Origin of the sequence: Hydrogenophaga sp. (assembly GCF_018780075.1) — a bacterium.
GTDB lineage: Bacteria > Pseudomonadota > Gammaproteobacteria > Burkholderiales > Burkholderiaceae_C > Hydrogenophaga.
In genome coordinates, this window is sequence record NZ_JADMKB010000170.1 from 1 (window position 1) to 25,674 (window position 25,674).

Below are 25,674 nucleotides of genomic sequence, written 5' to 3' on the forward strand. Positions count from 1 at the left end.
ACAGCGTGGTCACGCCCACCATCACCCAGGTGGCCCAGACCGGCAGCAGCACCGCGCCGAGGATCACCTGCAGCAGGAACAGGAACACGAAGGGGTTGGTGGCGCCGCCGCTGAGGTAGAGCAAGGCGGTCAGCGCGCCCACATCCACCAGCAGGGTGAGCAGCAGCTCGACGCTGGTCACCGGCCGCTGGTTGCGGCAGCGCAGCAGCGACAGCAGGTTGAACGCCGCCAGGCCCGCGAGCACCCAGTGCATGGGCTGCAGCGGGATGGGGATGCCCATGCCGTGGAAGGTGACCTCGACGGTCGCGATCTGCCCGAACAGGGCCAGCCAGCGCAGCTGGATGAGCTGCTGCAGGTTTTTCAGGCCGGCGGCGTGGTCGGGGCCGACGGTGCTGGGGTGGGACGGGGCGGCATTCACCATGGGGCTTGGGGCGCCCACCGGCAACATCAGGCGGGCCCCCGGGATTGTCCGTGAAGGCGTCACCGGGCCGCGTCCCGGCGCACAAAGACCACGGCGGCCACCGTCATGGCGGCCAGGGCGAACCAGGTCAGCGCATAGCCCAGGTGGTTGTTCGCAAACCGCAGCACGGTCAGGCCGCCGACCGGCCCCTCTGCGCTGGCACAGGGCGCGTCCGCCCCAGCGTCCACGAAGAACGGCGCCACGCGTGACGGCGGCAGGCCCATGGCCGCGGCCAGGGCTGGCACGTCGCGCGAGTACCAGCGCCCGCCCGCCGGGTCGTTCTGGCGGAGGAAGCCGCCACCGGGCTCGGACAGGCGCAGCAGCCCCGTCACGCTGACCGGCCCGTCGCAGCGGGCCGAGGCGCGGGTGGCGCGCCACCGGGCCGCGGAGGGCACAAAACCCCGGTTGACCAGCACCAGACTGCCGTCGCGCTGTTGCAGCGGGGTGAGCACCCAGTGCCCGGCCCCCAGCTCGGTGCTGGCCTGCACCAGCTGCTCGCCGGAGCGCAGGAACTCGCCCTCCAGCCGCAGGCGGCGGTATTCATAAGCACCGGGTTCAGCCTGCAGCGCCGGCCATTCGGTGGCCGCTGGCGCAGGCACCGGCGCGGCGTGCACCCGGGCCTCGACGCGGGCGACCAGATCGTTTTTCCAGGCCAGGCGCTGGAGCTGCCAGACCCCCAGCGCCATGAACACGCCGAACAGCAGCGCACCCGCCAGCCACAGCAGGCCGCTTCGCCACGTCATGGCGTGCGGTGCGGTTCGGCCGGGTTCGGGTGGGCCATGTGGCCGCCGTGCGAAGGCATCATGTTCTCGTTCATGTGGAACATGACCCAGAGCGTGCCGGCGATGGCGATGGCCACGAAGACCACGGTGAAGATGGTGGAGACCAGCGTCCAGCCGCCCTCGACCTTGCCGTTCATGTGCAGGAAATACACCATGTGCACGAGGATCTGCGCGACCGCAAAACCGCCCAGCACCAGCACGGCCGTGGGGCGGTGGCTGATGACGCCGTTCATGACCAGCCAGAACGGGATGGCCGTGAGGATGACCGAGAGCACGAAGCCGATCAGGTAGCCGGAGAGCGTACTGTGCGGGCCGTCCTCATGGGCGTGGTCATGGTCGTCGTGATCGCGGTGGTGAATGACCGTGTCGTGTGCGCTCATCACAGCACCCCCATCAGGTAAACAAAGGTGAAGACGCCGATCCAGACCACGTCCAGAAAATGCCAGAACATCGAAAGGCACATCAGGCGGCGCTTGTTCTCGCGGGTCAGGCCGTGCTGGGCGATCTGGACCATCAGCACCACCAGCCAGATGCAGCCGAAGGTCACGTGCAGGCCGTGCGTGCCGACCAGCGTGAAGAAGGCCGACATGGCGGCGCTGCTCTGCGGCGTGGCGCCTTCGTGGATCAGGTGGGCGAACTCGTACAGCTCCACGCCCAGGAAGCACAGGCCGAACAGGCCGGTGACGGCCAGCCAGCCCAGCGTGCCGCCCTTCTTGCCCTGCTGTTTCTGCAGCATGGCGAAGCCGAAGGTGATGGACGAGAGCAGCAGGAAGGCCGTGTTGATGGCCACCAGCTTGAGGTCGAACAGCTCGGCGCCGCCGGGACCGCCCGCGTGGCTGCGGCCGAGCACGCCGTAGGTGGCGAACAGCGCGGCGAAGATGAGGCAGTCGCTCATCAGGTAGAGCCAGAAGCCCAGCGCGGTGCCGTTCTCGGGGTGCGGCTCGTGGTCGAGGTGGTAGGCGCGCGCGGCGCCGGGGTTGAGGGCGAGGTCAGACATGGAGGGCCAGCAGCTGGGTGCGTGCGTGTTCGGTGGCGGACACTTCGTTCGCGGGGATGTGGAAGTCGCGCTGGTAGTTGAAGGTGTGCACGATGGCGCCGAGCACGATGGCCGCGAACGAGGCGATGGCCAGCGGCCACATGTGCCAGATCAGCGCAAAACCCCAGACCAGCGACAGCACCGAGAGCACCACACCGGCGCCGGTGTTGAGCGGCATGTGGATGGGCTTGAAGCCGCCGAGCGGGCGCTGGTAACCGTGCTTCTTCATGTCCCACCAGGCGTCCGCGTCGTGCACCACCGGGGTGAACGCGAAGTTGTAGGGCGGCGGCGGCGACGAGGTGGCCCACTCCAGCGTGCGGCCGTTCCAGGGGTCGCCCGTGTGGTCACGCAGCTGCTCGCGCCGCAGGTAGCTGACCACCAGTTGCACCAGGAAGCAGCCGATGCCGAGGGCGATCAGGCCGGCGCCGAAGGCTGCGATCACGAACCAGACCTGCAGCGAGGGGTCTTCGAAGTGGTTGGCGCGGCGCGTGATGCCCATCAGGCCCAGCACGTACAGCGGCGTGAACGCGACCCAGAAGCCCACCAGCCAGAACCAGAACGAGCACTTGCCCCAGAACTCGTCGAGGCGGTAGCCGAAGGCCTTGGGGTACCAGTAGTTGATGCCGGCCATGAGACCGAACAGCACGCCGCCGATGATGACGTTGTGGAAGTGGGCGATCAGGAACAGGCTGTTGTGCAGCACGAAGTCGGCCGGCGGCACGGCCAGCAGCACGCCCGTCATGCCGCCGATGGCGAAGGTCACCATGAAGCCCACCGTCCAGAGCATGGGCACGGTGAAGCGGATGCGGCCGCGGTACATGGTGAACAGCCAGTTGAAGATCTTGGCCCCGGTCGGGATCGAGATGATCATCGTGGTGATGCCGAAGAAGCTGTTCACGCTCGCGCCCGAGCCCATGGTGAAGAAGTGGTGCAGCCACACCAGGTAGGACAGGATGGTGATGCAGACCGTGGCGTAGACCATCGAGGTGTAGCCGAACAGGCGCTTGCCGCTGAAGGTGGCGACCACCTCGGAGAAGATGCCGAAGGCCGGCAGGATCAGGATGTAGACCTCGGGGTGGCCCCAGATCCAGATCAGGTTCACGTAGAGCATGGGGTTGCCGCCCAGCTCGTTGGTGAAGAAGTTGGTGCCGACGTATCGGTCCAGGCTCATCAGCACCAGCGCGGCGGTGAGCACGGGGAACGAGGCCACGATCAGCGCGTTGGTGCACAGCGAGGTCCAGACGAACACCGGCATCTTCATCAGGCCCATGCCGGGCGCGCGCATCTTGACGATGGTGACCAGCAGGTTGATGCCCGAGAGCGTGGTGCCCACCCCCGCGATCTGCAGGGCCCAGATGTAGTAGTCCAGCCCCACCCCCGGGTTCTGGTTGCCCAGGTTGGACAGCGCGAGCCAGCCCGAGGTGGAGAACTCGCCCAGGAACAGCGAGACCATCACCAGCACCGCGCCGGCGGTGGTCATCCAGAAGCTGAAGTTGTTGAGGAAGGGAAAGGCCACGTCGCGCGCGCCGATCTGCAGCGGCACCAGGTAGTTCATCAGCCCGGTGACCAGCGGCATGGCCACGAAGAAGATCATGATCACGCCGTGCGCGGTGAAGACCTGGTCGTAGTGGTGCGGCGGCAGGTAGCCCAGGTTCTCGCCGAAGGCCATGGCCTGCTGCAGCCGCATCATGAGCGCGTCGGAGAAGCCGCGCAGCAGCATGACGATGCCCAACACCATGTACATGATGCCGATCTTCTTGTGGTCGATGCTGCAGAACCAGTCGCGCCACAGCGGGCCCCACAGGCGATAGCGGGTCAGCAGGGCGAACACGCCCAGGCCACCCAGCGCCACGGCCACGAAGGTCCACAGCAGGATGGGCTCGTGCGTCATCGGGATCGAGTCCCAGGTCAGGCGCCCGAGCAGCCAGTGGTTGGGAACGGTGGAGGGGTCAGCGGACATGGGGGTACAGGTGGTGGTCGGGTCGCAAGGGCCAATGGATCGAGCGGCGTTCAGCGGCGGGCGGTGAGGTCAAGCGAGGCGTCGGCGACGGTGCAGATGTCCTGCCGGGCTGCCAGCTCCAGCGCCCGCCCGCTGATGTGAGCACGCTGGCGCGCGGCGTCCTGCGCCATCACCTCGTACATACAGGCCTTGCCTTCTTCCACGCAGAGGTTCACCACGCGGTCGAACAGGCCGTCTTCCACCGACGAAAAGCGCTCGACGGGGTGGCGCTCGCTGGGCTTGGCCAGCGCCAGGTACGACGCGCGGTTCAGCGCCGGGCCTTCGGCCTTGGCCTTGGCCACCCATTGCGCGAAGTCCTGCTCGCTCAGGCCGTGGAACTTGAAGGTCATGCCCGAGAAGCCCGAGCCGCTGTAGTGCGAGGACATGCCGCGGTACACGCCGGGCCGGTTGATGACGGCGTTCAGCTCGGTCTGCATGCCGGGCATGGTGTAGATCATGCCGGCCAGGTCGGGCACGTAGAACGCGTTCATCGTGGAGCTGGAGCTCAGCTTGAAGTGGATCGGGCGGTCCACCGGCGCGGCCAGCTCGTTGACGGTGGCGATGCCCAGCTCGGGCATGACGAACAGCCACTTCCAGTCCAGCGACACCACCTCCACCACCAGCGGTTTCACGTCGGCGGGCAGGGCCTTGCCGGCCGAGATGCGGTCCAGCGAGCGGTAAGGGTCGAGCTTGTGGGTGCTGATCCAGGTGATGGCGCCGAGCGCGATCACGATCATCAGCGGCGCGGCCCAGATCACCAGCTCCAGCTTGGTCGAGTGGTGCCAGTCGGGCGCGTAATCGGTTTCGGCGTGGCGGCTGCCCTGGCGGTAGCGCCAGGCAAACAGCAGGGTCACGCCGATCACCGGCACGATGATCAGCAGCATCAGGACGGTGGCCACGATCACCAGGTTGCCCTGCTGGGCCGCCACGTCGCCGGCGGGGTTGAGCACGACCAGCTGGCTGCAACCCGACAGGCCAGCGGCGAGCGTCAGCAAAGTGGCGAAACGAAAGAAGGTGGGGGTGCGCATGCGGGCCTGAACAGGGTCACGACAAACCGCCTCGGGTAAACCCCAGTGGCGGGACAGGCGGGAATTTAGCGGTGTTCGGCCGAAACATCGATAGGACGTTTTGTCCTATGTCAAAGCGCCAAAGTCAAAGTCACGATAGGCGTTCTCAAGATATATTGACCTGCACAGGCCGCCACCCCGAGAGACACCATGCCCAGCCACACCCTTGACCCCGCCGGTTCCGCCGCTTTCCCCCCGCCCGTGTCCACGCCCACGGCCCACGAGCGGGCCAGCCCCGGCGACATCGCCGTGGGGGTGGTGATCGGCCGGACCTCGGAGTACTTCGACTTCTTCGTCTACGGCATCGCCTCGGTGCTGGTCTTTCCGGCGGTGTTTTTCCCGCACCTGAGCCGGCTCGACGGCACCCTGTACGCCTTTGCCATCTTCGCGCTCGCTTTCGTCACCCGCCCCATCGGCACGGTGCTGTCGATGGCGGTGCAGCGCCGCTGGGGCCGCGCCACCAAGCTGACGCTGGCGCTGTTCCTGCTGGGCACCTGCACGGCGGGCATCGCCTTCCTGCCCGGCCACGCCAGCCTGGGCAGTGCGGCCGTGGTGCTGCTGGCCGTGTTGCGCCTGGGCCAGGGCCTGGCACTCGGCGGTTCGTGGGACGGCCTGCCCTCGCTGCTGGCGCTGAACGCGCCGGAGAGCCGCCGCGGCTGGTACGCCATGCTCGGCCAGCTGGGCGCGCCGGTGGGTTTCATCCTCGCCAGCTCGCTGTTTGCCTACCTGTACGGCAGCCTGTCCCAGGCGGACTTCCTCTCCTGGGGCTGGCGCTACCCGTTCTTCGTGGCGTTCGCGATCAACGTGGTGGCGCTGTTCGCCCGCCTGCAGCTGGTGAGCGCCCATGAGCAGGACGGCCTGCTCGACCGGCAGGAGTTTGAACCGGTGTCCACCGCCGAACTGCTGGGTTCGCAGGGCCACAACGTGTTCATCGGTGCCTTCGCTGCGCTGGCCAGCTACGCCCTGTTCCACATCGTCACGGTGTTCCCGCTGTCGTGGATCCACCTCTACGCGCAGCAATCCATCACCGGGTTCCTGGGCATCCAGATCGCCGGCGCCTTCCTGTGCGCCGGCGCCATCGTGGCCTCGGGCTGGCTGGCCGACCGCTACGGCCGCCGCAGCACCCTGGGCAGCTTGGCGGTGTTGATCGGCGTGTTCAGCGGCTTCGCGCCCACGCTGCTCAATGGCGGCGAGCTGGGCCAGGACCTGTTCATCCTGATCGGCTTCGTGCTGCTGGGCCTGTCCTACGGCCAGGCCTCGGGCACGGTCACGGCCAACTTCGCGCCGCGCTTCCGCTACACCGGCGCGGCGCTCACCTCGGACCTGGCCTGGCTGTTCGGTGCCGCCTTCGCGCCGCTGGTGGCGCTGGGCCTGTCGGCCCACTTCGGTCTGGGTTTCGTCAGCCTCTATCTGCTGTCGGGCGCGGCCTGCACGCTGGGTGCGCTGCGCCTGAACCGCTCGCTCGAATCCCGCGGCTGACCGCGGCCTCCAGCGGCCCGGTCGGGCCGCCGCGGGTCACAGCACCATGCCGGGGTTGCCCTGCATGCCCACCAGCTTGGGCGTGTTGATCTTGCGCGGCGCGATGGTCTGGTGGTTCTTGAAGTAGGCCTCCATCACGTCCCAGATCGGCTCGCCCTTGGCGCCCTCGGCCACCGGCGCCCAGCCGGCCACCTTGTAGGTCTTGCCGGCTTCGATCGCCTTGCCCTTGAGCACCATGTTGCTGATGCGTTTGCCCGAGCCGGCGTTCGGGTCGCAGGTGTAGGCCAGGCCGCCCACGCGCACCATGTCGCCGCCCTGCTGGTAGTAGGGGTCGGGGTTGAACAGGTTGTCGCACACGTCTTCGAGCACGGTCTTGATGGTCTCGCCGCTCATCTCGGTCAGCGTGCTGGTCGGGTAGGTGATGGCCACCTGGTCCATCATGAGCTCGCGCGTGATGCTCTGGCCCGGCAGGATGGTCGTGCCCCAGCGGAAGCCCGGTGAGAACGCCATGTCGGCGCCCTTCACCTCCATCAGCGCGTCCACGATGAGCTGGTCCCACGAGCCGTTGAAGTTGCCACGGCGGTAGAGCAGGCCTTCGGACACGGCCAGCTTCTCGTCCAGCTTGGCCTTGTAGGGCGCGCGCACCTTGTCGAGGTAGGCCTGCATCTCGGCGTCGGCCGGCAGCAGGTTGGCGAACACGGGCAGCAGCTTGTAGCGGAAGTCCTGCACCTTGCCGCCGCGCACGTCGAAGTCGAGCACACCGAGGAACTTGCTGTTGGAGCCGGCATTGGTCACCAGGGTCTGGCCCTTGGCGTTCTTCACCACGATGGGCGCGGGCATGCCGTCGTGCGTGTGGCCGCCGAGGATGGCGTCGATGCCGGTCACGCGCGAGGCCATCTTGATGTCCACGTCCATGCCGTTGTGGCTGAGCACGACGACGGCCTGCGCGCCCTTGCCGCGCGCCTCGTCCACCATCTTCTGCATGTTCTCGTCCTGGATGCCGAAGGTCCAGTTCGGCACCATGTAGCCCGGGTTGGCGATGGGCGTGTAGGGAAAGGCCTGGCCGATCACGGCCACCGGCACGCCGTTCATTTCCTTGATCACGTAGGGCTTGAACACCGGGTCGCCGAAGTCGTTGGTCTTGACGTTCTGCGCCAGGAAGTCGAGCTTGCCGCCGAAGTCCTTCTCGATGATTTCCTGCACGCGCTTCTCGCCCAGGGTGAATTCCCAGTGCGGGCACATGGCGTTCACGCCCAGCAGCTTGCAGGCGTCGACCATGTCCTGGCCGTTGGTCCACAGCGCGGTGGCGCTGCCCTGCCAGGTGTCGCCACCGTCGAGCAGCAGGGCGTGGGGCCGGCTGGCCTTGAGCATCTTGACCAGCGTGGCCAGGTGGGCGAAGCCACCGACCTTGCCGTAGGTCTTGGCCGCCTTCTCGAAGTTCAGGTAGGTGAAGGCGTGCGCCTCGGGCGTGCCGGGGCGGATGTTGAAGTGCTTGAGCAGCTGCTCGCCCACGATGTGCGGCGGGCGGCCCACGGCCTCGGCCACGCCGAGGTTCACGTTGGGCTCGCGGAAGTGGATGGGCATCAGCTGCGCGTGGCAGTCGGTGAAGTGCAGGAAGCTGACGTTGCCGAACTTGGGCAGGTCGTACATCTTCAGGGCTGCGCCCGGCTTGCCGGCCAACACGTCCTGGTGGTTCAGGGCCATGCCGCCCGCACTGGCGACGGCGAGCACCTGCATGAATTCACGGCGACTGAAGCTCATCAAAATTCCTTTGGAGATGGATCACCCCTGCCGCGCTGCGCGCGCCCCCCTCAAGGGGCGGCATCAGCGGCCGGGCAAAGCCGGTTCCGCGATGCCCTGGTGACGGGGCATCGTTTCGGGGCAACGGGGGTGGTTATTGGTTGACCGGCGAGGTCGGGTCCAGCAGCAGTGCCATCACATGCTGGATCTGCTGTTCGGTCAGGATGCCCTTGTGCCCGGCGCGGGGCATCTGCGAGCAGGCGTTGTAGGCACGCGAGTTCCAGAGCTTGCCCCAGGTGTATTCCACGATGGGCCTGGCCGCCGCGCTGGCCGGGTCGCTCACGCCGCGCAGCTTGCCGTAGTTGTAGAGGCTGGGGCCGAGGTTGCCGAAGGAGATTTCCTTCTTGTCCATCTGGTGGCAGTTGTAGCAATTGCCGCCGTTCACGTCGCCGGCCTTGTCGGTCCAGGTCAGGCCTCGGCCGCTCTGGGCGATCTTCTCGCCCTCTTTCCAGTCGCCGAGGAATTTGCCGCCGGTGGGCATCTTCACGGTCTTGAGCTCGGCGGCTTCGATGGCCTTGGTGGTCTTCTCGTCCAGCGGTTTTCCGGCCACGTCGGCCGCGCTGCACAGGCGGTTGGCTTCGTCCTGCTGCAGTCGGTCGACCTTGGCGATGCCCCGGTCCTGGAACGAGGCCTTCACCACATCGGCGGTGATCTTGTCGTGGTCCGCGGCGGAGGGCGACGAGGTGCAGCCCGACAGCAGGAGGGCCGACAGGGCCAACAGCGCGGGGGTCATGGATGTTTTGATCATGTCGTGTGTCTCCTGATCAGCGCTTGATGGCCGGCACGATGGACTCGGCGGTCTTGGCGTTCACGCCCATGTACACCCCCAGCGCGATGGTCGCGTCGCTCCCGAACTTGGGCTCGGGGAAACGCTGCTGGCGGTAGCAGTCGTTCAGGCGCAGCTGCATGCCCCACATCTGCGAGTTCGACACGCGGTAGGCCGGCCAGGCCGCGAAGCCCACGCCGTCGCCCGGGTTCTTGGTCAGGTTGGGCAGGTCTTGCAGGCGGATGCGGCCCCCGTCGGTGCCGTGGCAGGAGGCACACGAAAAATCGTGTGAGCCACCGCGCGCGAAGAACAGGCGCTTGCCCACCTCGTACATGGTTTTTTCCTGCTCGTGGGTCTGCGGGAGGTTGAAGCGCAGGCCCTTGGAGGCGGTCGCCACATAGGTGGCCAGCGCGGTCACGTTGGCCATCTCGCCCTTGCCAAACGCGGTCTTGGCGATCTCGGCGCCGTTGAAGCCCTGCAGGGTTTCCATGCAGGTGATGAGGCGGGTTTCCAGGTCCTGCACACGGCCGGTGTCCTTGAAGTACCGGGGCAGTTCGACGAAGACCCCCTTGACGACCCCCGGGCCCTTGCCCAGATCGCACTGCTCCAGCGAGGCGTTTTTCGGGCCCCGCTTCTGCTTCCAGAGTTCTTCACCCTTCATCTCGAACAGCTCGGCCGGGTTGCCGTCCTGCAGCATCTCGCGGTACTTCGCGATGCCGTCGAGCGCGGCATTGCCCTGGGCGTGCACAGCGCCCGCGGCGAGCAACCCGATCAGTGCCGCAGCGGCACGGTCAGCGGTGAGTTTCATGGGTATCTCCTTCGTTGTTCTTTGGCCGGAGCGAACGACCACAAGCCAAGGTCACCGCGGAACCAGCTTCGCCGGGCCGCCAGTGACGCCCCCTAGAGGGGGTCGCGCGAAGCGCGGCGGGGGTGCTACGCAATCGCGGCTTCGTCGGTGCGGGATTCGCCCTTGGTGTCGGTCCACTTCACCACGACCTTGTCGCCCTTGGCGCCGCCCTTGAACTTGAAGGACAGGAAGGGGTTCTGCGACACCGAGCCGCTGAAGATGGCCTTGAGCACGGTCTTGCCGTTGCTCGTGGCCTCGACGTCGCGGATGAAGTGGGCGGGGATGAGGGCGCCGGCCGCGTCTTTGCGGGTACCGGGTTCCATGACGTGCGACATGAGCACGCGGACGGTGGTTTCGTCGCCAGCGAGGGCGGCACGGATGCGCATCGGATCAGCCATGAGGGACTCCTGTCAATTCAAAAAAAAGGGATGGAACGGTGGGTCCGGGCGATCAGCCGCCGCAACCACCCAGCGTCACTTTGGTTTCCTTGGACGCCGAGAACAGCTTGCCGTCGGCCTTGACCACGGCGAACACATGGGTGCTCTGGCCCATCTTCAGGCGGGTCTGCACGTCGGCGGCGGTGCCGGCGGGGATGAAGAAGGCGCACGACAGTGGCGTGGGGTTCTTCTCGACCACCAGGTACATCTCGGTGGTGTTGGCCAGCTTGCTGGTGGCGCCCACGGGCACCACGGCACCGTTCTCGGCGATGTCGGGCGACACCACCGACACCTGGTCGCTGGTGGCGGGCGTGCCCCCGATGGCCTTCAAGGCGTCTTCCAGGGTCTTGACCTGGAAACTGGCGTTGTCCACGGCGGCCTGGGCCTGGCTCTGGGTCACGAGACCCAGGGCGATCAGCGAGGCGAATGCGCCGGTGGACTGGAGGGCGTGGCGACGGGTCTGGTTCATGTCGAACTCCTGAAAAAAAGTGAAAAAAGTTTACTTGTCGGGCGCACCCGCCAGCACCCATTCGGCCAGCAGCTTGAGCTCGTCGTCTTTCAAGGCGGCCTGGGGCGGCATGGGCACCGCACCGTACAGGCCCGAGCCACCGGACTTGATGCGGGCGGCCACTTTCGCCACCGCATCGGCCTGGCCCTTGTGTTTGGCCGCCACCTCCTGGTAGGCCGGACCGACCAGCTTCTTGTCCACCGCGTGGCAAGCCAGGCAGGCGTTCTTGGCGGCCAGTGCCTTGGCGGCGGCCGGGTCCGCAGCGAAGCCGCTCCCGCTGGCCAGCCAGCCCATGGCGGCCAGAACGAGGTGTTTGAGGTTCATCTTCACAGCGTAAGGTCTCCTTGAATGACGGGAAATGGGGTTTACGAGCACATGCGCATATTCCATAAATCAAATATGTCGCTCACGGGGTGCCGGCGGCGATCCACTGGGCCATGGCCTTGGCGTCCGCATCGCTCAGCTGGGCCTGGGGCGGCATGGGCACCGAGCCCCACACGCCCGTTCCGCCGGCCTTGATCTTGCCGGTCAGGTAGGCCTCCCGGTCGGCCTTGCCTTTGTACTTGGCGGCGATTTCATTGAAGCCGGGGCCCACGATCTTGTTCTTGACGCCGTGGCAGGCGGTGCAGGCGTTGGCCGCGAGCAAGGCCTTGACCGCGGCATCGCCCGACGCCGCCGCAGCCACCACCCCCGCCTTGGGCGCCGGGCCGGAACCCACCGGGCCCTTGGGCTCGGGCTTGGTGGTGTCGGCGCCGCGCACCGGGCCCACCACGCGGTTCTGCTCGGCGATGTTGCCGTGGGCGTCGCGGGCAAAGGCGGGCAGCGACGAATGCACGACCGGGTCGACGGCGCAATTTTTCATGCAGGCCACGTTCTTCACGTCGCCCTTGCCGTTGACCTTCCACATTGGCTCGTAGAACGCCATGCCGTTGCGGTTGGGCATGCGCTTCTGCACCTCGGCGATGTTCTTGTCGCTGAGCGTGAAGTCGCCCGGGACGATCTCGGCGAGGTTCAGCAGGTAGGCGGTCACGCCATAGACCTCGTCGGTCTTCAGCGTCTTGGGCGCGTTCCAGGGCATGGCGCGGTTGATGTAGTCCCAGACGGTCGAGAGCGTGGCCACCTTCATGAAGGTGGTCTTCTGCGGCACGATGCTCTTGCCCTCTTCCAGCCCCTTCACGCGGCCGCTGGCGATGTCGGCCTTGGTGGTGCCGCCGATGATGGGCGTGAACACCTCGTTGGACTCACCGAAGGTGCCGTGGCAGGAAGCGCACTTGCCCTCCCACACCGTCTCGCCCAGCGAGACACTGCCGGCGCCGGCGGGCAAGCCTTTGAAATCGGGACGCACATCGATGTCCCAGGCCTTCACCTCGGCCGGCGTCGCGTCGCGACCCATGTGGGACCAAGGTTTGTCCTGCGCGAACGATGAAACAGAAACGCTGCCGAGAACGGCAAGGGCAAGCGCAGCGATGCCCCGTGAGCCCAGAAAGCCGTCGAACCGGCTTTGCCGGGCGACAGGCTTTGCCCCCTTGAGGGGGGATGCGTTTACACGAAGTGAAAAAGCGACGGGGGAGGTCATCTAGTACACCTGAACGTTGGAGACTTCACCGTTTTCCGACACCAGCCAGCTCTGGATCGCGTTCTGGTGGTACACGGAGCGCGTGCCGCGCACCGCACGAAGCTGGTTGATCTTGGGCTGCACATAACCGGTGCTGTCGATGGCACGGCTCTGCAAAATGGCCGGCTTGCCGTCCCACACCCAGTCGATGTTGAAGCGGGTGAAGGCCTTGGGCAGCACCGGCCCTTCCAGGCGCGCGGTGCGCCATTGGCGGCCACCGTCCACGCTCACGTCCACCCGCTTGATCGAGCCCCGGCCCGACCAGGCCAGGCCGGTCACGTTGTAGTAGCCCTTGTCCAGCAGGGTCTGGCTGCCCGAGGGCGTGGTGATCACGCTCTTGCATTCCTGGATGCCGGTGTACTGGCGGTGCGTGCCGTCGGGCATGTGGTCGATGTAGTGCACCGCCTCGTCCTTGGTGGCGTACTTCTGGTCACCCACCTCGATGCGGCGCAGGTACTTGACCCAGCTCACGCCCTGCACGCCCGGCACCACCAGGCGCAGCGGGTAGCCGTTTTCGGGGCGCAGCATTTCGCCGTTCATGGCCCAGGCGACGATGCAGTCGTCCATGGCGCGCTCCATGTCGATGGTGCGCGTCATCGACGAACCGTCGGCGCCTTCGGCCAGCACGAACTTGCCGTTTTTCTTGTCCACGCCACACATCTCCAGCAGGGTGGAGAGCAGCACGCCGGTGAACTCGGAGCAGGACGTCATGCCGTGCGTGTACTGTACCGAAGGCACGGCCACGTTGCCCCACTCGGTGGCCGTGTTGGCGCCACATTCGATGAAGTGGATGCGCGAGACGCTGGGCAGGCGCATCAGGTCGTCCATGGTGAACACGCGCTGGCGCTTCACGAGGCCGTTGACCATCAGGCGGTGTTTGCTGGGGTCGATGTCCCACCAGCCCTGGTGGTGGCGCTCGAAGTGCAGGCCGCTGGGCGTGATGATGCCGAACAGGCCCTGCAGCGGCGTGAAGCTCACCGAGGCCTGGTTGACCCGGGTCAGGCCCGGGCTCTGGCGGCGCTGCAGGTTGGCCTCCCACTTGCTGGGCTTGCCGTAGCCGTCGGTCACCACCGACTGGCCCAGGCCCGTGCTGTGCTCGGGCAGCTTCAGGATGGCGTCTTCGCCGTCGGCGGCCATGGCGCGCGTGGCCGCTGCGGTCGAGGCCGCCACACCGGCGCCCATGGCCAGGGCGTTGCCCATGAAGCGGCGGCGGGCCTTGCGGGCCGCTTCCAGCTTCTCGGGACTCAGAAAATTCTCGGGCGCCGGCAGGACGCGACCGATCACATCGCTCAGGGCTTCAGACACGTGCGGGTTCTTTCTGTGGGGCGAAGGAAAGTTGGAGGCAACGGGCGGGCAGAAGGGGCCGGCGTGCGGGTCCACCCGGCGCGCTGGATGGGCGCGCCGCCGACTCGAACTCCGTTTGCATCTGGTCCACCGGCTTGTCTCCTGCTGCTGTTGAAATCAGTCCAGCAAATATATCATTGCTTGCCTATATAAACATTGGTGAAAACCCCGACCCAGGCCCTCCCCGCCTGTCCGGCTGACCGCAGACGCCCCTTCCGCTCCTGGCCCGGGGGGCTGATTTCGCTAGGGTTTTCACCCTTTTGCCGCCCCACAACGAGGGCTACGATAAAAATCAGCGTATGCGAAATAACTGATTTTTCAGCCGTTTCACCTGCAGTTACAGTTTGCCGAGCACGTTTTCATCAACCCCCATCCCGGAGAGAAGAATGATCAGAACAGCGAAATGGCTGGCTGTGGGCACGCTGTGCACCGCGGCCATCGCGGCCCAGGCCCAGGTCAACCAGGTGCGCGTCTGGGCGGCCGCCTGCGCCAACTGCCACGGCACCGAGGGCCGGGCCCAGGCAGGCAACGAATCGCTGGCCGGCAAGGACAAGGACGAACTGATCCAGAAGCTGATGGACTTCAAGACCGGCCGCAAGCCTGCCACCCTGATGCACCAGCTCTCCAAGGGTTACACCGACGAGCAGCTCGCCCAGATCGCCGCCTACTTCGCCGCCCAGAAAAAATAAGGAGCCCACCATGCAACGCCGTCAATTTGTACAAACGCTGGGCGCTGGCTCGGCGGTCGCTGGCCTCGGTGGACTCACCGGATGCGCGGGCACCGGGGGCAGCAGCGCCAAGGTGGTGGTGGTCGGGGGGGGCTACGGTGGCGCCACGGCCGCCAAGTACGTGCGCCTGTTCTCCGACCAGGGCATCGACGTGACCCTGATCGAACCCAACCCCGCGTTCGTCTCCTGCCCGATCTCCAACCTCGTGATCCAGGGCAGCAAGACCATCGCCGACGTCACCACGCCCTACGACAACCTCAGCAAGCGCCACGGCGTGAAGATCGTGCGCGACACGGTCACCAGCATCGACGCGGACAAACGCACCGTGAGGCTGGCGGCCGGTGGCGAGCTGCCGTACGACCGGTTGATCCTGTCGCCGGGCGTCGATTTCATGTGGGACACCCTGCCCAGCATGGCCAAGGCGGAGGCCAAGGAGAAGGTGCTGCACGCCTGGAAGGCCGGTGCACAGACCGTGGCCCTGCGCAAACAGCTCGAAGCCATGCCCGACGGCGGCGTGTACGCGATCTCCATCCCGCTCGCCCCGTACCGCTGCCCGCCCGGCCCCTACGAGCGCGCCTGCATGGTGGCCAACTACTTCAAGAAGGCCAAACCCAAAAGCAAGGTGATGATCTTTGACGCCAACGACGACATCACCTCGAAGAAGGGCCTGTTCATGAAGGCCTGGGACGAGCACTACAAGGGCCTGATCGAGTACCGCCCCAAGCACAAGCTGGTCGACGTGGACGCCGCCACCAACACCCTGAAGTTCGAGTTCAACGACGACTTCAAGGCCGGCGTGGCCAACGTGATCCCCAACATGCGCGCCGGCGAGATCGCCGTGAAAACCGGGCTGGCCACGGCCAATGCCCGCTGGTGCGAGGTCGATTTCCTCACCTTCGAATCGAAGGCCCGGAAAAACATCCACGTGCTGGGCGATTCGATCCAGATCGCCGCGGGAATGCCCAAGTCCGGCCACATGGCCAACCAGCACGGCAAGACCTGTGCGGCGGCGGTCGTGTCGCTGCTGCAGGGCAAGGAACCGCCCCAGCTGCCGATCTACGCCAACACCTGCTACAGCTTCGTGACCGACGAAGACGTGGTGCACGTGGCCAGCGTGCACCGCTACGACGCCGAGAAGAAGACCATGCTGCCGGTGGCCGGTGCGGGTGGCGTGTCGAGTGCAGCCAGCGAACTGGAAGGCCGCTACGCCCACGCCTGGGCGCGCAACATCTGGGCAGACACGCTGGCATAACCCCCCGCGCCGCCTTCGGCGTCACCCCCCTGGGAGGGGGCGGCACTGGCCGTCCGGCAAAGCCGGCCCGGCGGTGCCTCTGGGTGGCGTTGCTTCGTGCGTTCTGGATCGCGCTTCGGTGTGATGGAGCAAATACCGTGAAATCGATGAGTCGTATGAAGTCCTTGAGCAGCGTCGCCTTCGGGGCAGCCCTTCTGCTCGCCGCCTCGGGCGCGTTCGCCCAGGCCGATGAGGCCCGCGCGAAAAAGATCGCTGGGGGTTCCTGTTTCCTGTGCCATGGGGCGCAGGGCGAGTCCACCAGCGAGATCTTTCCGCGCCTGGCCGGGCAGCACGCCGAGTACATCGCCAAGCAGCTCACGGCGTTCAAGAGCGGCCAGCGCAAGAGCACGGCCATGGTCGAGATGGTGAGCAAGCTCACGCCCGACGAGATGCTGGCGCTGGGCAGGTACTACGAGAAGATGTCGATTCCCCGCGAGGAGCCCAAGGACCCGCAGCTCGCGGCCATGGGCCGCTACATCTTCCACCACGGCAACAAGTTCAGCGGCGTCCCGGCCTGCGTGGCCTGCCACGGCATGGCCGCCGAAGGCACCGCCACCCTGCCCCGCCTCGCCACGCAGTTCTCCGGCTACATCCACACCCAGCTGAAGTCGTTCAACAAGCGCGAGCGGACCAACGACAACGCGGTGATGCACGCGGTGGTGGAGAAGATGACGGAGCTGGAGATGGCGGCTGTCGCCGAATACGTCAGCGGTAAATAGGTACCCCCTGCGCCGCCTGCGGCGTCACCCTCCAGGGGGCGATGTGAGTGGCCCGGCGAAGCCGGTTCCACCGCATCCTGGGTGGGGGGCATCTCACGCCGGGGCTTTCCGTTTCCCCCGCGCCGCGCTTTCACCGCATCCCGGGTGGGGCCTTTCACGCCGGAGGGGAAACCCGATCCCGATCCCGATCCCTTGCTTCGCCGTGTGGCCGGGCTGAGCAGCGCAGGGGCGCTCGGAAAAAGAGGCGCGCTTGTCTGAGCGCAGCGAGTTTGCGCGCCTCCCGAGCGCACCGAGCAGCGCAAGGAAGCCCGCAGAGCCCCGGACTTCGGCTCGCCTTTTTTTTGCTTACTTTCTTTTGGCGAAGCAAAAGAAAGTGAGTCGGCCGCCGGGCCGAGACCCGGCCAAACCCAGCCACCGAAGCGAACAAAAACCTCAAGCCACCCGAGCCGCCAACTCACCCTTGTCGTACCGCTTCTGCATCGTCTCCAGACTGTGCACCTGCGTGATCTTCGAGGCCATGCCGGCCGCACCAAAGGCCTCGTAGCGCGCCGCGCAGATCGCCTGCATCGCCTTGGTCGCCTCCTTGTAGAACTTTCGCGGGTCGAAGTTCTTGCGGTCTTCGGCCAGGTGCTTGCGGATGGCACCGGTGCTGGCCATGCGCAGGTCGGTGTCGATGTTGACCTTGCGCACGCCGTTCTTGATGCCTTCGACGATCTCCTCCACCGGCACACCGTAGGTGACGCCCATGTCGCCGCCGTGCTGGTTGATGATGGCCAGCCAGTCCTCGGGCACGCTGCTGGAGCCGTGCATCACCAGGTGCACGTTGGGAATGCGCTGGTGGATCTCCTTCACGCGGTCGATGCGCAGCACCTTGCCGCTGGGCTTGCTGCTGAACTTGTAGGCGCCGTGGCTGGTGCCGATGGCGATGGCCAGCGCGTCCACCTGGGTCTTGCTCACGAAGTCCGCCGCTTCGTCAGGGTCGGTCAGCAACATGGAATGGTCCAGCTCGCCTTCGGCGCCGTGGCCGTCTTCCTCGCCGGCCTTGCCGGTTTCCAGCGAGCCCAGGCAACCGAGTTCCCCCTCGACCGACACGCCGCAGGCGTGGGCCAGGTCCACCACCTGCTTGGTGGTGTTGACGTTGTACTCGTAACTTGAAGGCGTCTTGCCATCGGCCAGCAGGCTGCCGTCCATCATCACCGAGCTGAAGCCCGACTGGATGGAGCGCGCGCAGATCGCCGGCGTGGCGCCGTGGTCCTGGTGCATGCAGACGGGGATGTGCGGGTACATCTCGACGGCGGCGGCGATCAGGTGGCGCAGGAAGGGCTCGCCCGCGTAGGAACGCGCCCCCGCCGACCCCTGCAGGATGACCGGGCTGTCCACCGCGGCCGCGGCCTGCATGATGGCCTGCACCTGCTCCATGTTGTTGACGTTGAAGGCCGGCAGGCCGTAGTGGTGTTCGGCGGCGTGGTCGAGCAGCTGGCGAAGGGAAATCAGGGCCATGAAAGTGTCTCCGTGGGATTGAAAAATCGGCTCAGGGCTCGGCGCGTTTGGCGAGGATCTCAAACGCCGGCAGCGTCTTGCCTTCCAGCACTTCAAGGAAGGCGCCACCACCGGTGGAGATGTAGCCCACGTCCTTCTCGATGCCGTACTTGGCAATGGCCGCCAGGGTGTCGCCGCCGCCCGCGATGCTGAACGCGCTTGATTCGGCGATCGCCTGCGCGATGACCTTGGTGCCGTTCTCGAACGCCGCGAACTCGAACACGCCCACCGGGCCGTTCCAGACGATGGTGCCGGCCTTCTTCAGCTGCTCGGCCAGCAGCTGTGCGGTCTGCGGGCCGATGTCCAGGATCAGGTCGTCGTCGGCCACGTCGGTGGCGGCTTTGACGGTGGCTTCGGCGTCCGGGCTGAAGGTCTTGGCACACACCACGTCGGTCGGGATCGGCACGGCCGCGCCGCGCGCTTTCATGGCCTCGATCACGGCCTTGGCTTCACCGACCAGGTCGGGCTCGGCCAGGCTCTTGCCGATCTTCAGGCCCGCCGCGAGCATGAAGGTGTTGGCGATGCCGCCGCCGACGATCAGGCCGTCCACGTTCTTGGCCAGCGCCTGCAGGATGGTCAGCTTGGTGCTGACCTTGCTGCCGGCGACGATGGCGATGAGGGGTCGCTTCGGATTGGCCAGGGCCTTGCCGATGGCGTCCATCTCGGCCGCCAGCAGCGGGCCGGCCGAGGCGATGGGCGCGGTCTCGGCGATGCCGTAGGTCGTGCCTTCGGCGCGGTGCGCGGTGCCGAAGGCGTCGTGCACGAAGATGTCGCAGAGCTTGCCGAGCTTGGCGGCCAGTTCGGGCTTGTTCTTCTTCTCGCCCACGTTCAGGCGGCAGTTCTCCAGCATGACCACCTCGCCGGGGGCGACCGAGAAGTCGCCGTCGACCCAGTTGGCCACGACGCGGATGCTGCGGCCCATGAGCTGGCCCATGCGCGCGGCCACGGGGGCGAGCGAGTCTTCGGGTTTGAACTCGCCTTCGGTGGGGCGGCCCAGGTGCGAAGTCACCATGACGGCGGCACCGGCGTCCAGCGCCATCTGGATGGCCGGGATGCTGGCGCGGATGCGCGTGTCTTCGGTGATGTTGCCGGCGTCGTCCTGCGGCACGTTGAGGTCGGCGCGGATGAAGACGCGTTTGTCGCGAGCGAAACCGCTCGCACACACGTCGCTGAATCGGAGGAATTTCATCGTTGTTCCCCTCGATCAGCGGCTGCCCACGTGCTGCACGAAGCGCATCATGTTGCAGGTGTAGCCGTACTCGTTGTCGTACCAGGCCACGACCTTGACGAAGCTGCTGTCCAGCGAGAGGCCCGCGTCGGCATCGAAGATCGACGGCATGGAGCAGCCGCGGAAGTCGGTGGAGACCACCTTGTCGCTGGTGTAGCCCAGCACTCCCTTGAGCGCGCCTTCCGACGCGGCCTTCATGGCCTGGCAGATGTCGTCGTAACTGGCCTCGGTGTTCAGCTCCACCGTCAGGTCCACCACCGACACGTCGGAGGTGGGCACGCGGAAGGCCATGCCGGTGAGCTTCTTGTTCAGCTCGGGCAGCACCACGCCCACCGCCTTGGCGGCCCCGGTGGACGAGGGAATGATGTTTTCCAGGATGCCGCGGCCGCCGCGCCAGTCTTTGCTGGAGGGGCCGTCCACGGTCTTTTGGGTCGCGGTGGCGGCGTGCACGGTGGTCATCAGACCGCGCTTGATGCCGAAGCTGTCGTGAAGCACCTTGGCCACGGGCGCCAGGCAGTTGGTGGTGCACGACGCCGCGGAGACGATGGCCTCGCCCGCGTACTTGGCGTGGTTCACACCGTAGACGAACATGGGCGTGCTGTCCTTCGATGGCGCGGACTGCACGACCTTTTTCGCGCCCGCGTCGAGGTGCTTCTGGCAGGTGTCGGCGGTCAGAAAGAAGCCGGTGGACTCGACCACGACGTCGGCACCGATCTCGCTCCACTTCAGGTTGGCGGGGTCTTTCTCGGCGGTCAGGCGGATCTTTTTGCCGTTGACCACGAGGTGGTTGCCGTCCACGGCCACGGTGCCCTGGAAGCGGCCGTGCACGCTGTCGTACTGCAGCATGTAGGCCAGGTACTCGGGCTCCAGCAGGTCGTTGATGCCGACGATCTGGATGTCCTTGAACTCGGCCTCCTGCGTGACCGCGCGAAGCACCATGCGCCCGATGCGCCCAAAGCCGTTGATACCGATCTGGATGGTCATGGAATGAAGGTCTCTCGAAGGTGAATGAAAAGAAAAAAGGCGTTCAGACGGGGGCCGCGGTGGTGCGGACCGGCAACTGGGTGGTCAACGCCGAAAGGTCGGGGATCACGCGGTCCGGGTGGCTGGACTCTATGGGTTCGCCCATGTTGTATCCGTACGGTAGCGCCCACACGGCAATGCCGCCGTTGCGCGCGGTGGCCACGTCGATGCTGGAGTCGCCGACGAAGAGCGCACGCTCCGGGGGCACGCCGAAGCGCCGCAGGCAGTCGTGAATGCCCGCCGGGTCGGGCTTCTTCACCGGCAGCGTGTCGCCGCTGATCACGTGGTCCAGCAACGCCGCCAGCTGGTGCGCGTCGAGCACCGTCTGCGTGTACCGGCCTTCCTTGTTGGTCATCAGCACCAGCTTCACGCCGGCCGCGCGCAGGGCCTCCAGCGTCTCGCGCACCTGCGGGTAGAGCTGGCTGCGCGTGCCGCAGCGCCGCTGGTAGTGGCGGCCGAACTCCGCCTCGATGGCGGGGAAGGCTTCGGCCTCGCGCACCTGTTGCGTCGTGCTGCCCAACACCTGGGCCAGGGCCTGGATCAGCAGCTCGCGCGTGCCGTGGCCGATCCAGTCATTCACGGCTTGCTGCGACACCGAGGGGTGGCCCAGCGAGGTCAGCGTGTCGTTCACCGCGTCGGCGATCTCGGGCGCGGTCTCGATCAGCGTGCCATCGAGGTCGAACAGGATCAGGTCGTAGGGGTACCCGCTCATCACAGCAACCCCTTGACCGCGGCCACCACCGCCGCCACGGTGATGCCGAAGTGCGCGTACAGGTCCTTGGCGGGGGCGGACTCGCCGAACGTGGCGATGCCCACCACCGCGCCGGTGCGGCCCACGTACTTCCGCCAGAAGTCCGGGTGCGCGGCCTCCACCGCCACCGTGGGCAGCGACAGCGGCAGCACCCTGTCCTGGTAGGCCTCGGGCTGGCGGTCGAACACATTGCTGCTGGGCATGGACACCACGCGGGTGCGGATGCCCTCGGCCGCCAGCGCCGCGTGGGCCTCCATGGCCAGCGATGTCTCGGAACCGGTCGCCACGATCACCGCCTGCGGGTTGGCGCCTTCGGCCAGCACATAGCCGCCCTTGCGGATCTTCTCGACCATGCTGGCGTCGCTCAGGCGCGGCAGGTTCTGGCGCGAGAGGCACAACGCGCTGGGCCCGTCGCGGCGCTCGATGGCGCAGGCCCAGGCCACCGCGGTTTCCAGGCCATCGGCCGGGCGCCACACGTCCAGACCGGGGATGATGCGCAGGCTGGGCACGTGTTCGACCGACTGGTGGGTCGGGCCGTCTTCGCCCAGGCCGATGGAGTCGTGCGTGAACACGTGGATCACGCGCTGCTTCATCAGCGCGGCCATGCGGATGGCGTTGCGGCTGTAGTCGCTGAACGTGAGGAAGGTGCCGCCGTAGGGGATGTACCCGCCGTGCAGCGCCATGCCATTCATGATCGCGGCCATGCCGAATTCGCGCACGCCGTAGCTCATGTGATTGCCCCAGGCAAAGATGCCCTCGCTGTTCGGCCCGGCCTTCACGCAGCCCTTGAAGTTGGTGAGGTTGGAACCGGTCAGGTCGGCACTGCCGCCAAAGAACTCGGGCACCAGCGGCGCCAGCACGTCAAGTGCGTTCTGGCTGGCCTTGCGGGTGGCGAAGGCGTCGGCCTTGGCTGCGATGGCTTCCAGCACCTCGGGCAGTTGTTCGGCGAACGCGGGCAGCAGATCACCGGCCATGCGGCGCTCGAACTCGGCGGCTTCCAGTGGGTACTGGGTGCGGTAGGCCTCAAAGCGATGGCGCCAGGCCCGTTCGGCCGCGGCGCCGCGCTCCACGGCGTTCCAGGTGCTTGCAATCTCGGTCGGAATTTCAAACGGAGGCGCCGTCCAGCCGAGTTTCTCTCGCGTGGCCTGCACCTCGGCGGCACCGAGCGCGGCGCCGTGCACGTCGTGCGTGCCGGCCTTGTTGGGCGAGCCCATGCCGATCACGGTCTTGCAGCAGATCAGCGTGGGTTTGCCGTGGGGCAACGCGCCCTGCTTTTTCGCCTCCAGCAGCGCGGCTTCGATGGCGGCGGGGTTGTGGCCGTCCACGTCGGGAATCACGTGCCAACCGTAGGCGTCGAAGCGCTTGGGCGTGTCGTCGGTGAACCAGCCGTCGACGTGGCCGTCGATGGAGATGCCGTTGTCGTCGTAGAAGGCCACCAGCTTGGACAGGCGCAGCGTGCCGGCCAGCGAACAGGCCTCGTGGCTGATGCCTTCCATCAGGCAGCCGTCGCCCAGGAAGGCGTAGGTGAAGTGGTCCACCACCGCATGGCCTTCTCTGTTGAACTCCTGGGCGAGCAGCTTCTCGGCCAGCGCCATGCCCACCGCGTTGCCGATGCCCTGGCCCAGCGGGCCGGTGGTGGTTTCCACGCCGGGGGTGATGCCCACCTCGGGGTGGCCTGCCGTCTTGCTGTGCAGCTGGCGGAAGTTCCTCAGCTCGCTCATCGGGAGGTCGTAGCCGGTCAGGTGCAGCAGCGCGTAGATCAGCATCGAGCCGTGGCCGTTGGACAGCACGAAGCGGTCGCGGTCGGGCCAGTTCGGATTGGTCGGGTTGTGTTTGAGGTGGCGGTTCCACAGCACCTCGGCGATGTCGGCCATGCCCATGGGCGCGCCGGGGTGGCCGGACTTGGCTTTTTCCACCGCATCGACGGCGAGCATGCGGATGGCGTTGGCCATCTGGCGGGCGAGTTCGGGAGAGGGGTTGTTCATGGTGTCCTCGGCGGTCTGAATTCGAATGCGGCCCACGCCCACAGAAAGAGGTGGAGCAAGCCCAGAACACCGCGGAACCGGCTTCGCCGGGCCGCAGGTGTTGCCCCCCAGTGGGGGGTGGCGGCGTCAGCCGACGCGGGGGGCGTGCCTCTTCTGCCGCTCGACCATGCGCCAGATGAAGGGCGTGAAGATGAGCTGCATCGCCAGCTCCATCTTTCCGCCCGGCACCACGATGGTGTTGGCCCGGCTCATCATCGAGCCGTGGATCATGTTCAGCAGGTACTGGAAGTCGATGCCCTTGGGCTTGGCGAAGCGGATCACCACCATGCTCTCGTCGGCGGTGGGCACGTCGCGCGCCACGAAGGGGTTGCTGGTGTCCACGATGGGCACGCGCTGGAAGTTCACGTGCGTGTGCTGGAACTGCGGGGTGATGTAGTGCACGTAGTCGGGCATGCGGCGCAGGATGGTGTCCGTCACCGCGTCGGCGCTGTAGCCGCGCATGTTCTTGTCGCGGTAGAGCTTCTGGATCCACTCCAGGTTGATCACCGGCACCACGCCCACCAGCAGGTCGGGGTACTGCGCCACGTTGTGTTCGGGCGTGACCACGGCGCCGTGCAGGCCTTCGTAGAACAGCATGTCGGTGCCCGCCGGCAGGTCTTCCCAGGCGGTGAAGGTGCCCGGCTCCTGCTGGTAGGGCGCGGCCTCTTCGGCGTTGTGCAGGTACTTGCGGCTCCGGCCCTGGCCGGTTTCGCTGTAGGTGCGGAACAGGTTTTCGATGTCGCCGAAGAGGTTGGCGTTGGCGCCGAAATGGCTGAAGTTGTTGTTCCCGGCTTTCTCGGCCTCGGCGGCCTTGAGCTTCATCTCCTTGCGGTCGTAGCGGTGGAAGCTGTCGCCCTCGATGATGGCGGCCGTCACGCTCTCTCGCCGAAAGATGTTCTGGAAGGTGCGGGTCACCGTCGAGGTTCCAGCGCCGGACGAGCCGGTGATGGCGATGATGGGATGGCGTTCAGACATGTGTATTCCTTACCCCCCGCGCCGCCTGCGGCGTCACCCCCCAGGGGGCAACACCAGCCGTCCGGCAAAGCCGGCCCGGCGGTGTCCTCGACGAAGGCACTGCAGGGGCAGATGGTGGGTTAATGGTGAAGAGAAGGAAGGGTGAATCGGGCCATGGGGTGGTCAATCCCTGAAAAGGGAGCGCTCAGCGAACAGCGGGTTCGCGTCGTCCTTGTAGGCGCCGGGCTCGCGGTGGTAGCGCTCGATGCGCTCCACCTCGTTCTTGCTGCCGAACACAAAGCCGATGCGCTGGTGCAGCTCGGTGGGCTTGACGCTGAGCACGGGCTCGCGGCCGGTGCTGGCGCGGCCGCCGGCCTGCTCGATGATCATGCCCACCGGGTTGGCCTCGTAGAGCAGGCGCAGGCGGCCGTGTTTGCTGGCGTCCTTGGTGTCGCGCGGGTACAGGAAGACGCCGCCGCGCATGAGGATGCGGTGGGCCTCGGCCACCATGCTCGCGATCCAGCGCATGTTGAAGTCCTTGCCACGCGCGCCGGTCTTGCCGGCCAGGCACTCGTCCACATAACGCTTGACCGGCGCCTCCCAGAAGCGGCTGTTGGACGCGTTGATCGCGAACTCGTGCGTGTCCTCGGGGATCTGCAGGTTCGGGTGCGTGAGCATGAACTGGCCCAGGTTCGGGTCCAGCGTGAAGCCGGCCACGCCGCTGCCGACCGTGAGCACCAGCATGGTGGTGGGGCCGTAGAGCGCGTACCCGGCGGCGAGCTGCTGCGCGCCGGGCTGCAGGAAGTCGGCCTCGACCACGTCGCGTCCGCTGTCGATCACGTCCTGCGGCGCGCGCAGCACGCTGAAGATGCTGCCCACGGTCACGTTCACGTCGATGTTGCTGGAGCCGTCGAGCGGGTCGAACACCAGCAGGTATTTGCCGCGCTGCAGGGTGGCTGGGATCTGGTACGGGTGGTCCATCTCCTCGGACGCCATGCCCGCGAGGTGGCCGCCCCACTCCGTCATCTGCGTGAAGTACTCGTTGCTGATCACGTCGAGCTTCTTCTGCTCTTCACCCTGCACGTTGACGGTGGTGGTGACCTCGGGCGCGGGCTGCCCGAGCATGCTGCCCAGGTCCCCGAACGCCACCGTGCGCGCGATGGCCTTGCAGGCCAGGGCCACGTCGAGCAGCAGCGCGTTGAAGTCGCCGCTGGCGGTGGGGAAGCGGCGGCGTTGTTCGATCAGGTATTGCGTGAGGGTGAAGCGGCGGCGCGTGG

24 protein-coding genes and 1 pseudogene are annotated in these 25,674 nt (G+C 66.6%); 4 read left to right on the forward strand and 21 right to left on the reverse strand.

Features of this window, described 5'->3' with window-relative positions:
- From IV088_RS24995 to cyoA, 6 genes and pseudogenes are all read right to left on the reverse strand, one after another.
- Positions 1-421: pseudogene (locus IV088_RS24995) on the reverse strand (sensor histidine kinase); the annotation flags it as partial.
- A 59-nt stretch (positions 422-480) separates the two neighbouring features.
- On the reverse strand, positions 481-1,203 hold the full coding sequence (locus IV088_RS25000; RefSeq protein ID WP_291107464.1) for an SURF1 family protein: 723 nt from the start codon (positions 1,201-1,203) through the stop codon (positions 481-483).
- Positions 1,200-1,622, reverse strand: a complete 423-nt coding sequence (gene cyoD / locus IV088_RS25005; RefSeq protein ID WP_291107467.1) for a cytochrome o ubiquinol oxidase subunit IV — start codon at positions 1,620-1,622, stop codon at positions 1,200-1,202. Before cyoD ends, IV088_RS25000 begins: the two co-directional genes overlap by 4 nt.
- A complete protein-coding gene (cyoC, locus tag IV088_RS25010) occupies positions 1,622-2,239 on the reverse strand; it encodes a cytochrome o ubiquinol oxidase subunit III (protein ID WP_291107470.1) in 618 nt (205 codons plus the stop codon). Before cyoC ends, cyoD begins: the two co-directional genes overlap by 1 nt.
- Positions 2,232-4,238, reverse strand: a complete 2,007-nt coding sequence (cyoB, locus tag IV088_RS25015; RefSeq protein WP_291107473.1) for a cytochrome o ubiquinol oxidase subunit I — start codon at positions 4,236-4,238, stop codon at positions 2,232-2,234. The genes cyoC and cyoB overlap by 8 nt, the downstream gene beginning before the upstream one ends.
- Before the next feature lie 50 nt (positions 4,239-4,288).
- Positions 4,289-5,305: a ubiquinol oxidase subunit II gene (gene cyoA, locus IV088_RS25020; RefSeq protein ID WP_291107476.1), complete on the reverse strand. Its 1,017-nt coding sequence runs from the start codon at positions 5,303-5,305 to the stop codon at positions 4,289-4,291.
- A gap of 189 nt (positions 5,306-5,494) precedes the next feature.
- On the opposite strand from cyoA, the gene IV088_RS25025 reads away from it, so the two are divergent.
- Entirely contained in the window at positions 5,495-6,823 is a 1,329-nt protein-coding gene (locus IV088_RS25025; RefSeq protein ID WP_291107479.1) for an MFS transporter, read from the forward strand.
- Between the two features lie 36 nt (positions 6,824-6,859).
- Here the strand turns inward: IV088_RS25025 and soxB are convergent, their stop codons facing one another.
- The 8 genes from soxB to soxC form a co-directional block, all read right to left on the reverse strand.
- Entirely contained in the window at positions 6,860-8,584 is a 1,725-nt protein-coding gene (gene soxB / locus IV088_RS25030; RefSeq protein WP_291107483.1) for a thiosulfohydrolase SoxB, read from the reverse strand.
- A gap of 133 nt (positions 8,585-8,717) precedes the next feature.
- Positions 8,718-9,371 (reverse strand): sulfur oxidation c-type cytochrome SoxX, encoded by a 654-nt coding sequence (gene soxX, locus IV088_RS25035; RefSeq protein WP_291107486.1) that lies wholly within the window; start codon positions 9,369-9,371, stop codon positions 8,718-8,720.
- 16 nt (positions 9,372-9,387) lie between these two features.
- Positions 9,388-10,197 (reverse strand): sulfur oxidation c-type cytochrome SoxA, encoded by an 810-nt coding sequence (gene soxA / locus IV088_RS25040; protein WP_291107488.1) that lies wholly within the window; start codon positions 10,195-10,197, stop codon positions 9,388-9,390.
- A gap of 125 nt (positions 10,198-10,322) precedes the next feature.
- Entirely contained in the window at positions 10,323-10,634 is a 312-nt protein-coding gene (soxZ, locus tag IV088_RS25045; protein ID WP_291107490.1) for a thiosulfate oxidation carrier complex protein SoxZ, read from the reverse strand.
- A 52-nt stretch (positions 10,635-10,686) separates the two neighbouring features.
- Positions 10,687-11,142 carry a thiosulfate oxidation carrier protein SoxY gene (gene soxY / locus IV088_RS25050; protein ID WP_291107493.1) on the reverse strand — a complete coding sequence of 152 codons (456 nt, stop codon included), beginning with the start codon at positions 11,140-11,142 and terminating at the stop codon, positions 10,687-10,689.
- 30 nt (positions 11,143-11,172) lie between these two features.
- Positions 11,173-11,505, reverse strand: a complete 333-nt coding sequence (locus IV088_RS25055) for a c-type cytochrome (RefSeq protein WP_291107496.1) — start codon at positions 11,503-11,505, stop codon at positions 11,173-11,175.
- A gap of 82 nt (positions 11,506-11,587) precedes the next feature.
- A complete protein-coding gene (locus IV088_RS25060; RefSeq protein ID WP_291107499.1) occupies positions 11,588-12,574 on the reverse strand; it encodes a c-type cytochrome in 987 nt (328 codons plus the stop codon).
- A 183-nt stretch (positions 12,575-12,757) separates the two neighbouring features.
- Entirely contained in the window at positions 12,758-14,101 is a 1,344-nt protein-coding gene (gene soxC, locus IV088_RS25065) for a sulfite dehydrogenase (RefSeq protein ID WP_291107502.1), read from the reverse strand.
- Positions 14,102-14,526: 425 nt separating this feature from the next.
- Here soxC and IV088_RS25070 point away from each other — a divergent pair, with 425 nt between their 5' ends.
- From IV088_RS25070 to IV088_RS25080, 3 genes are all read left to right on the forward strand, one after another.
- Positions 14,527-14,829 (forward strand): c-type cytochrome, encoded by a 303-nt coding sequence (locus tag IV088_RS25070; RefSeq protein ID WP_291107505.1) that lies wholly within the window; start codon positions 14,527-14,529, stop codon positions 14,827-14,829.
- Positions 14,830-14,839: 10 nt separating this feature from the next.
- Positions 14,840-16,120: an NAD(P)/FAD-dependent oxidoreductase gene (locus IV088_RS25075; RefSeq protein WP_291107508.1), complete on the forward strand. Its 1,281-nt coding sequence runs from the start codon at positions 14,840-14,842 to the stop codon at positions 16,118-16,120.
- 155 nt (positions 16,121-16,275) lie between these two features.
- Positions 16,276-16,878, forward strand: coding sequence for a c-type cytochrome (locus IV088_RS25080; protein ID WP_291107511.1), 603 nt, complete (start codon positions 16,276-16,278; stop codon positions 16,876-16,878).
- A gap of 432 nt (positions 16,879-17,310) precedes the next feature.
- Here the strand turns inward: IV088_RS25080 and fba are convergent, their stop codons facing one another.
- The 7 genes from fba to IV088_RS25115 form a co-directional block, all read right to left on the reverse strand.
- Positions 17,311-18,378 carry a class II fructose-bisphosphate aldolase gene (gene fba, locus IV088_RS25085; protein WP_291107515.1) on the reverse strand — a complete coding sequence of 356 codons (1,068 nt, stop codon included), beginning with the start codon at positions 18,376-18,378 and terminating at the stop codon, positions 17,311-17,313.
- Positions 18,379-18,409: 31 nt separating this feature from the next.
- Complete coding sequence (locus IV088_RS25090) at positions 18,410-19,606, reverse strand: phosphoglycerate kinase (protein ID WP_291107519.1); 1,197 nt, start codon at positions 19,604-19,606, stop codon at positions 18,410-18,412.
- 15 nt (positions 19,607-19,621) lie between these two features.
- The gene (gene gap / locus IV088_RS25095; protein ID WP_291107522.1) at positions 19,622-20,629 is read right to left on the reverse strand and encodes a type I glyceraldehyde-3-phosphate dehydrogenase; all 1,008 of its coding nucleotides are present in this window, start codon (positions 20,627-20,629) and stop codon (positions 19,622-19,624) included.
- A gap of 43 nt (positions 20,630-20,672) precedes the next feature.
- Complete coding sequence (locus IV088_RS25100; RefSeq protein ID WP_291107525.1) at positions 20,673-21,380, reverse strand: HAD family hydrolase; 708 nt, start codon at positions 21,378-21,380, stop codon at positions 20,673-20,675.
- Positions 21,380-23,425, reverse strand: coding sequence for a transketolase (tkt, locus tag IV088_RS25105; protein ID WP_291107533.1), 2,046 nt, complete (start codon positions 23,423-23,425; stop codon positions 21,380-21,382). The genes IV088_RS25100 and tkt overlap by 1 nt, the downstream gene beginning before the upstream one ends.
- 105 nt (positions 23,426-23,530) lie before the next feature.
- Positions 23,531-24,418 carry a phosphoribulokinase gene (locus IV088_RS25110; RefSeq protein ID WP_291107528.1) on the reverse strand — a complete coding sequence of 296 codons (888 nt, stop codon included), beginning with the start codon at positions 24,416-24,418 and terminating at the stop codon, positions 23,531-23,533.
- Positions 24,419-24,580: 162 nt separating this feature from the next.
- On the reverse strand, positions 24,581-25,674 hold a 1,094-nt coding region (locus IV088_RS25115; RefSeq protein WP_291107531.1), incomplete at its 5' end, for a class 1 fructose-bisphosphatase.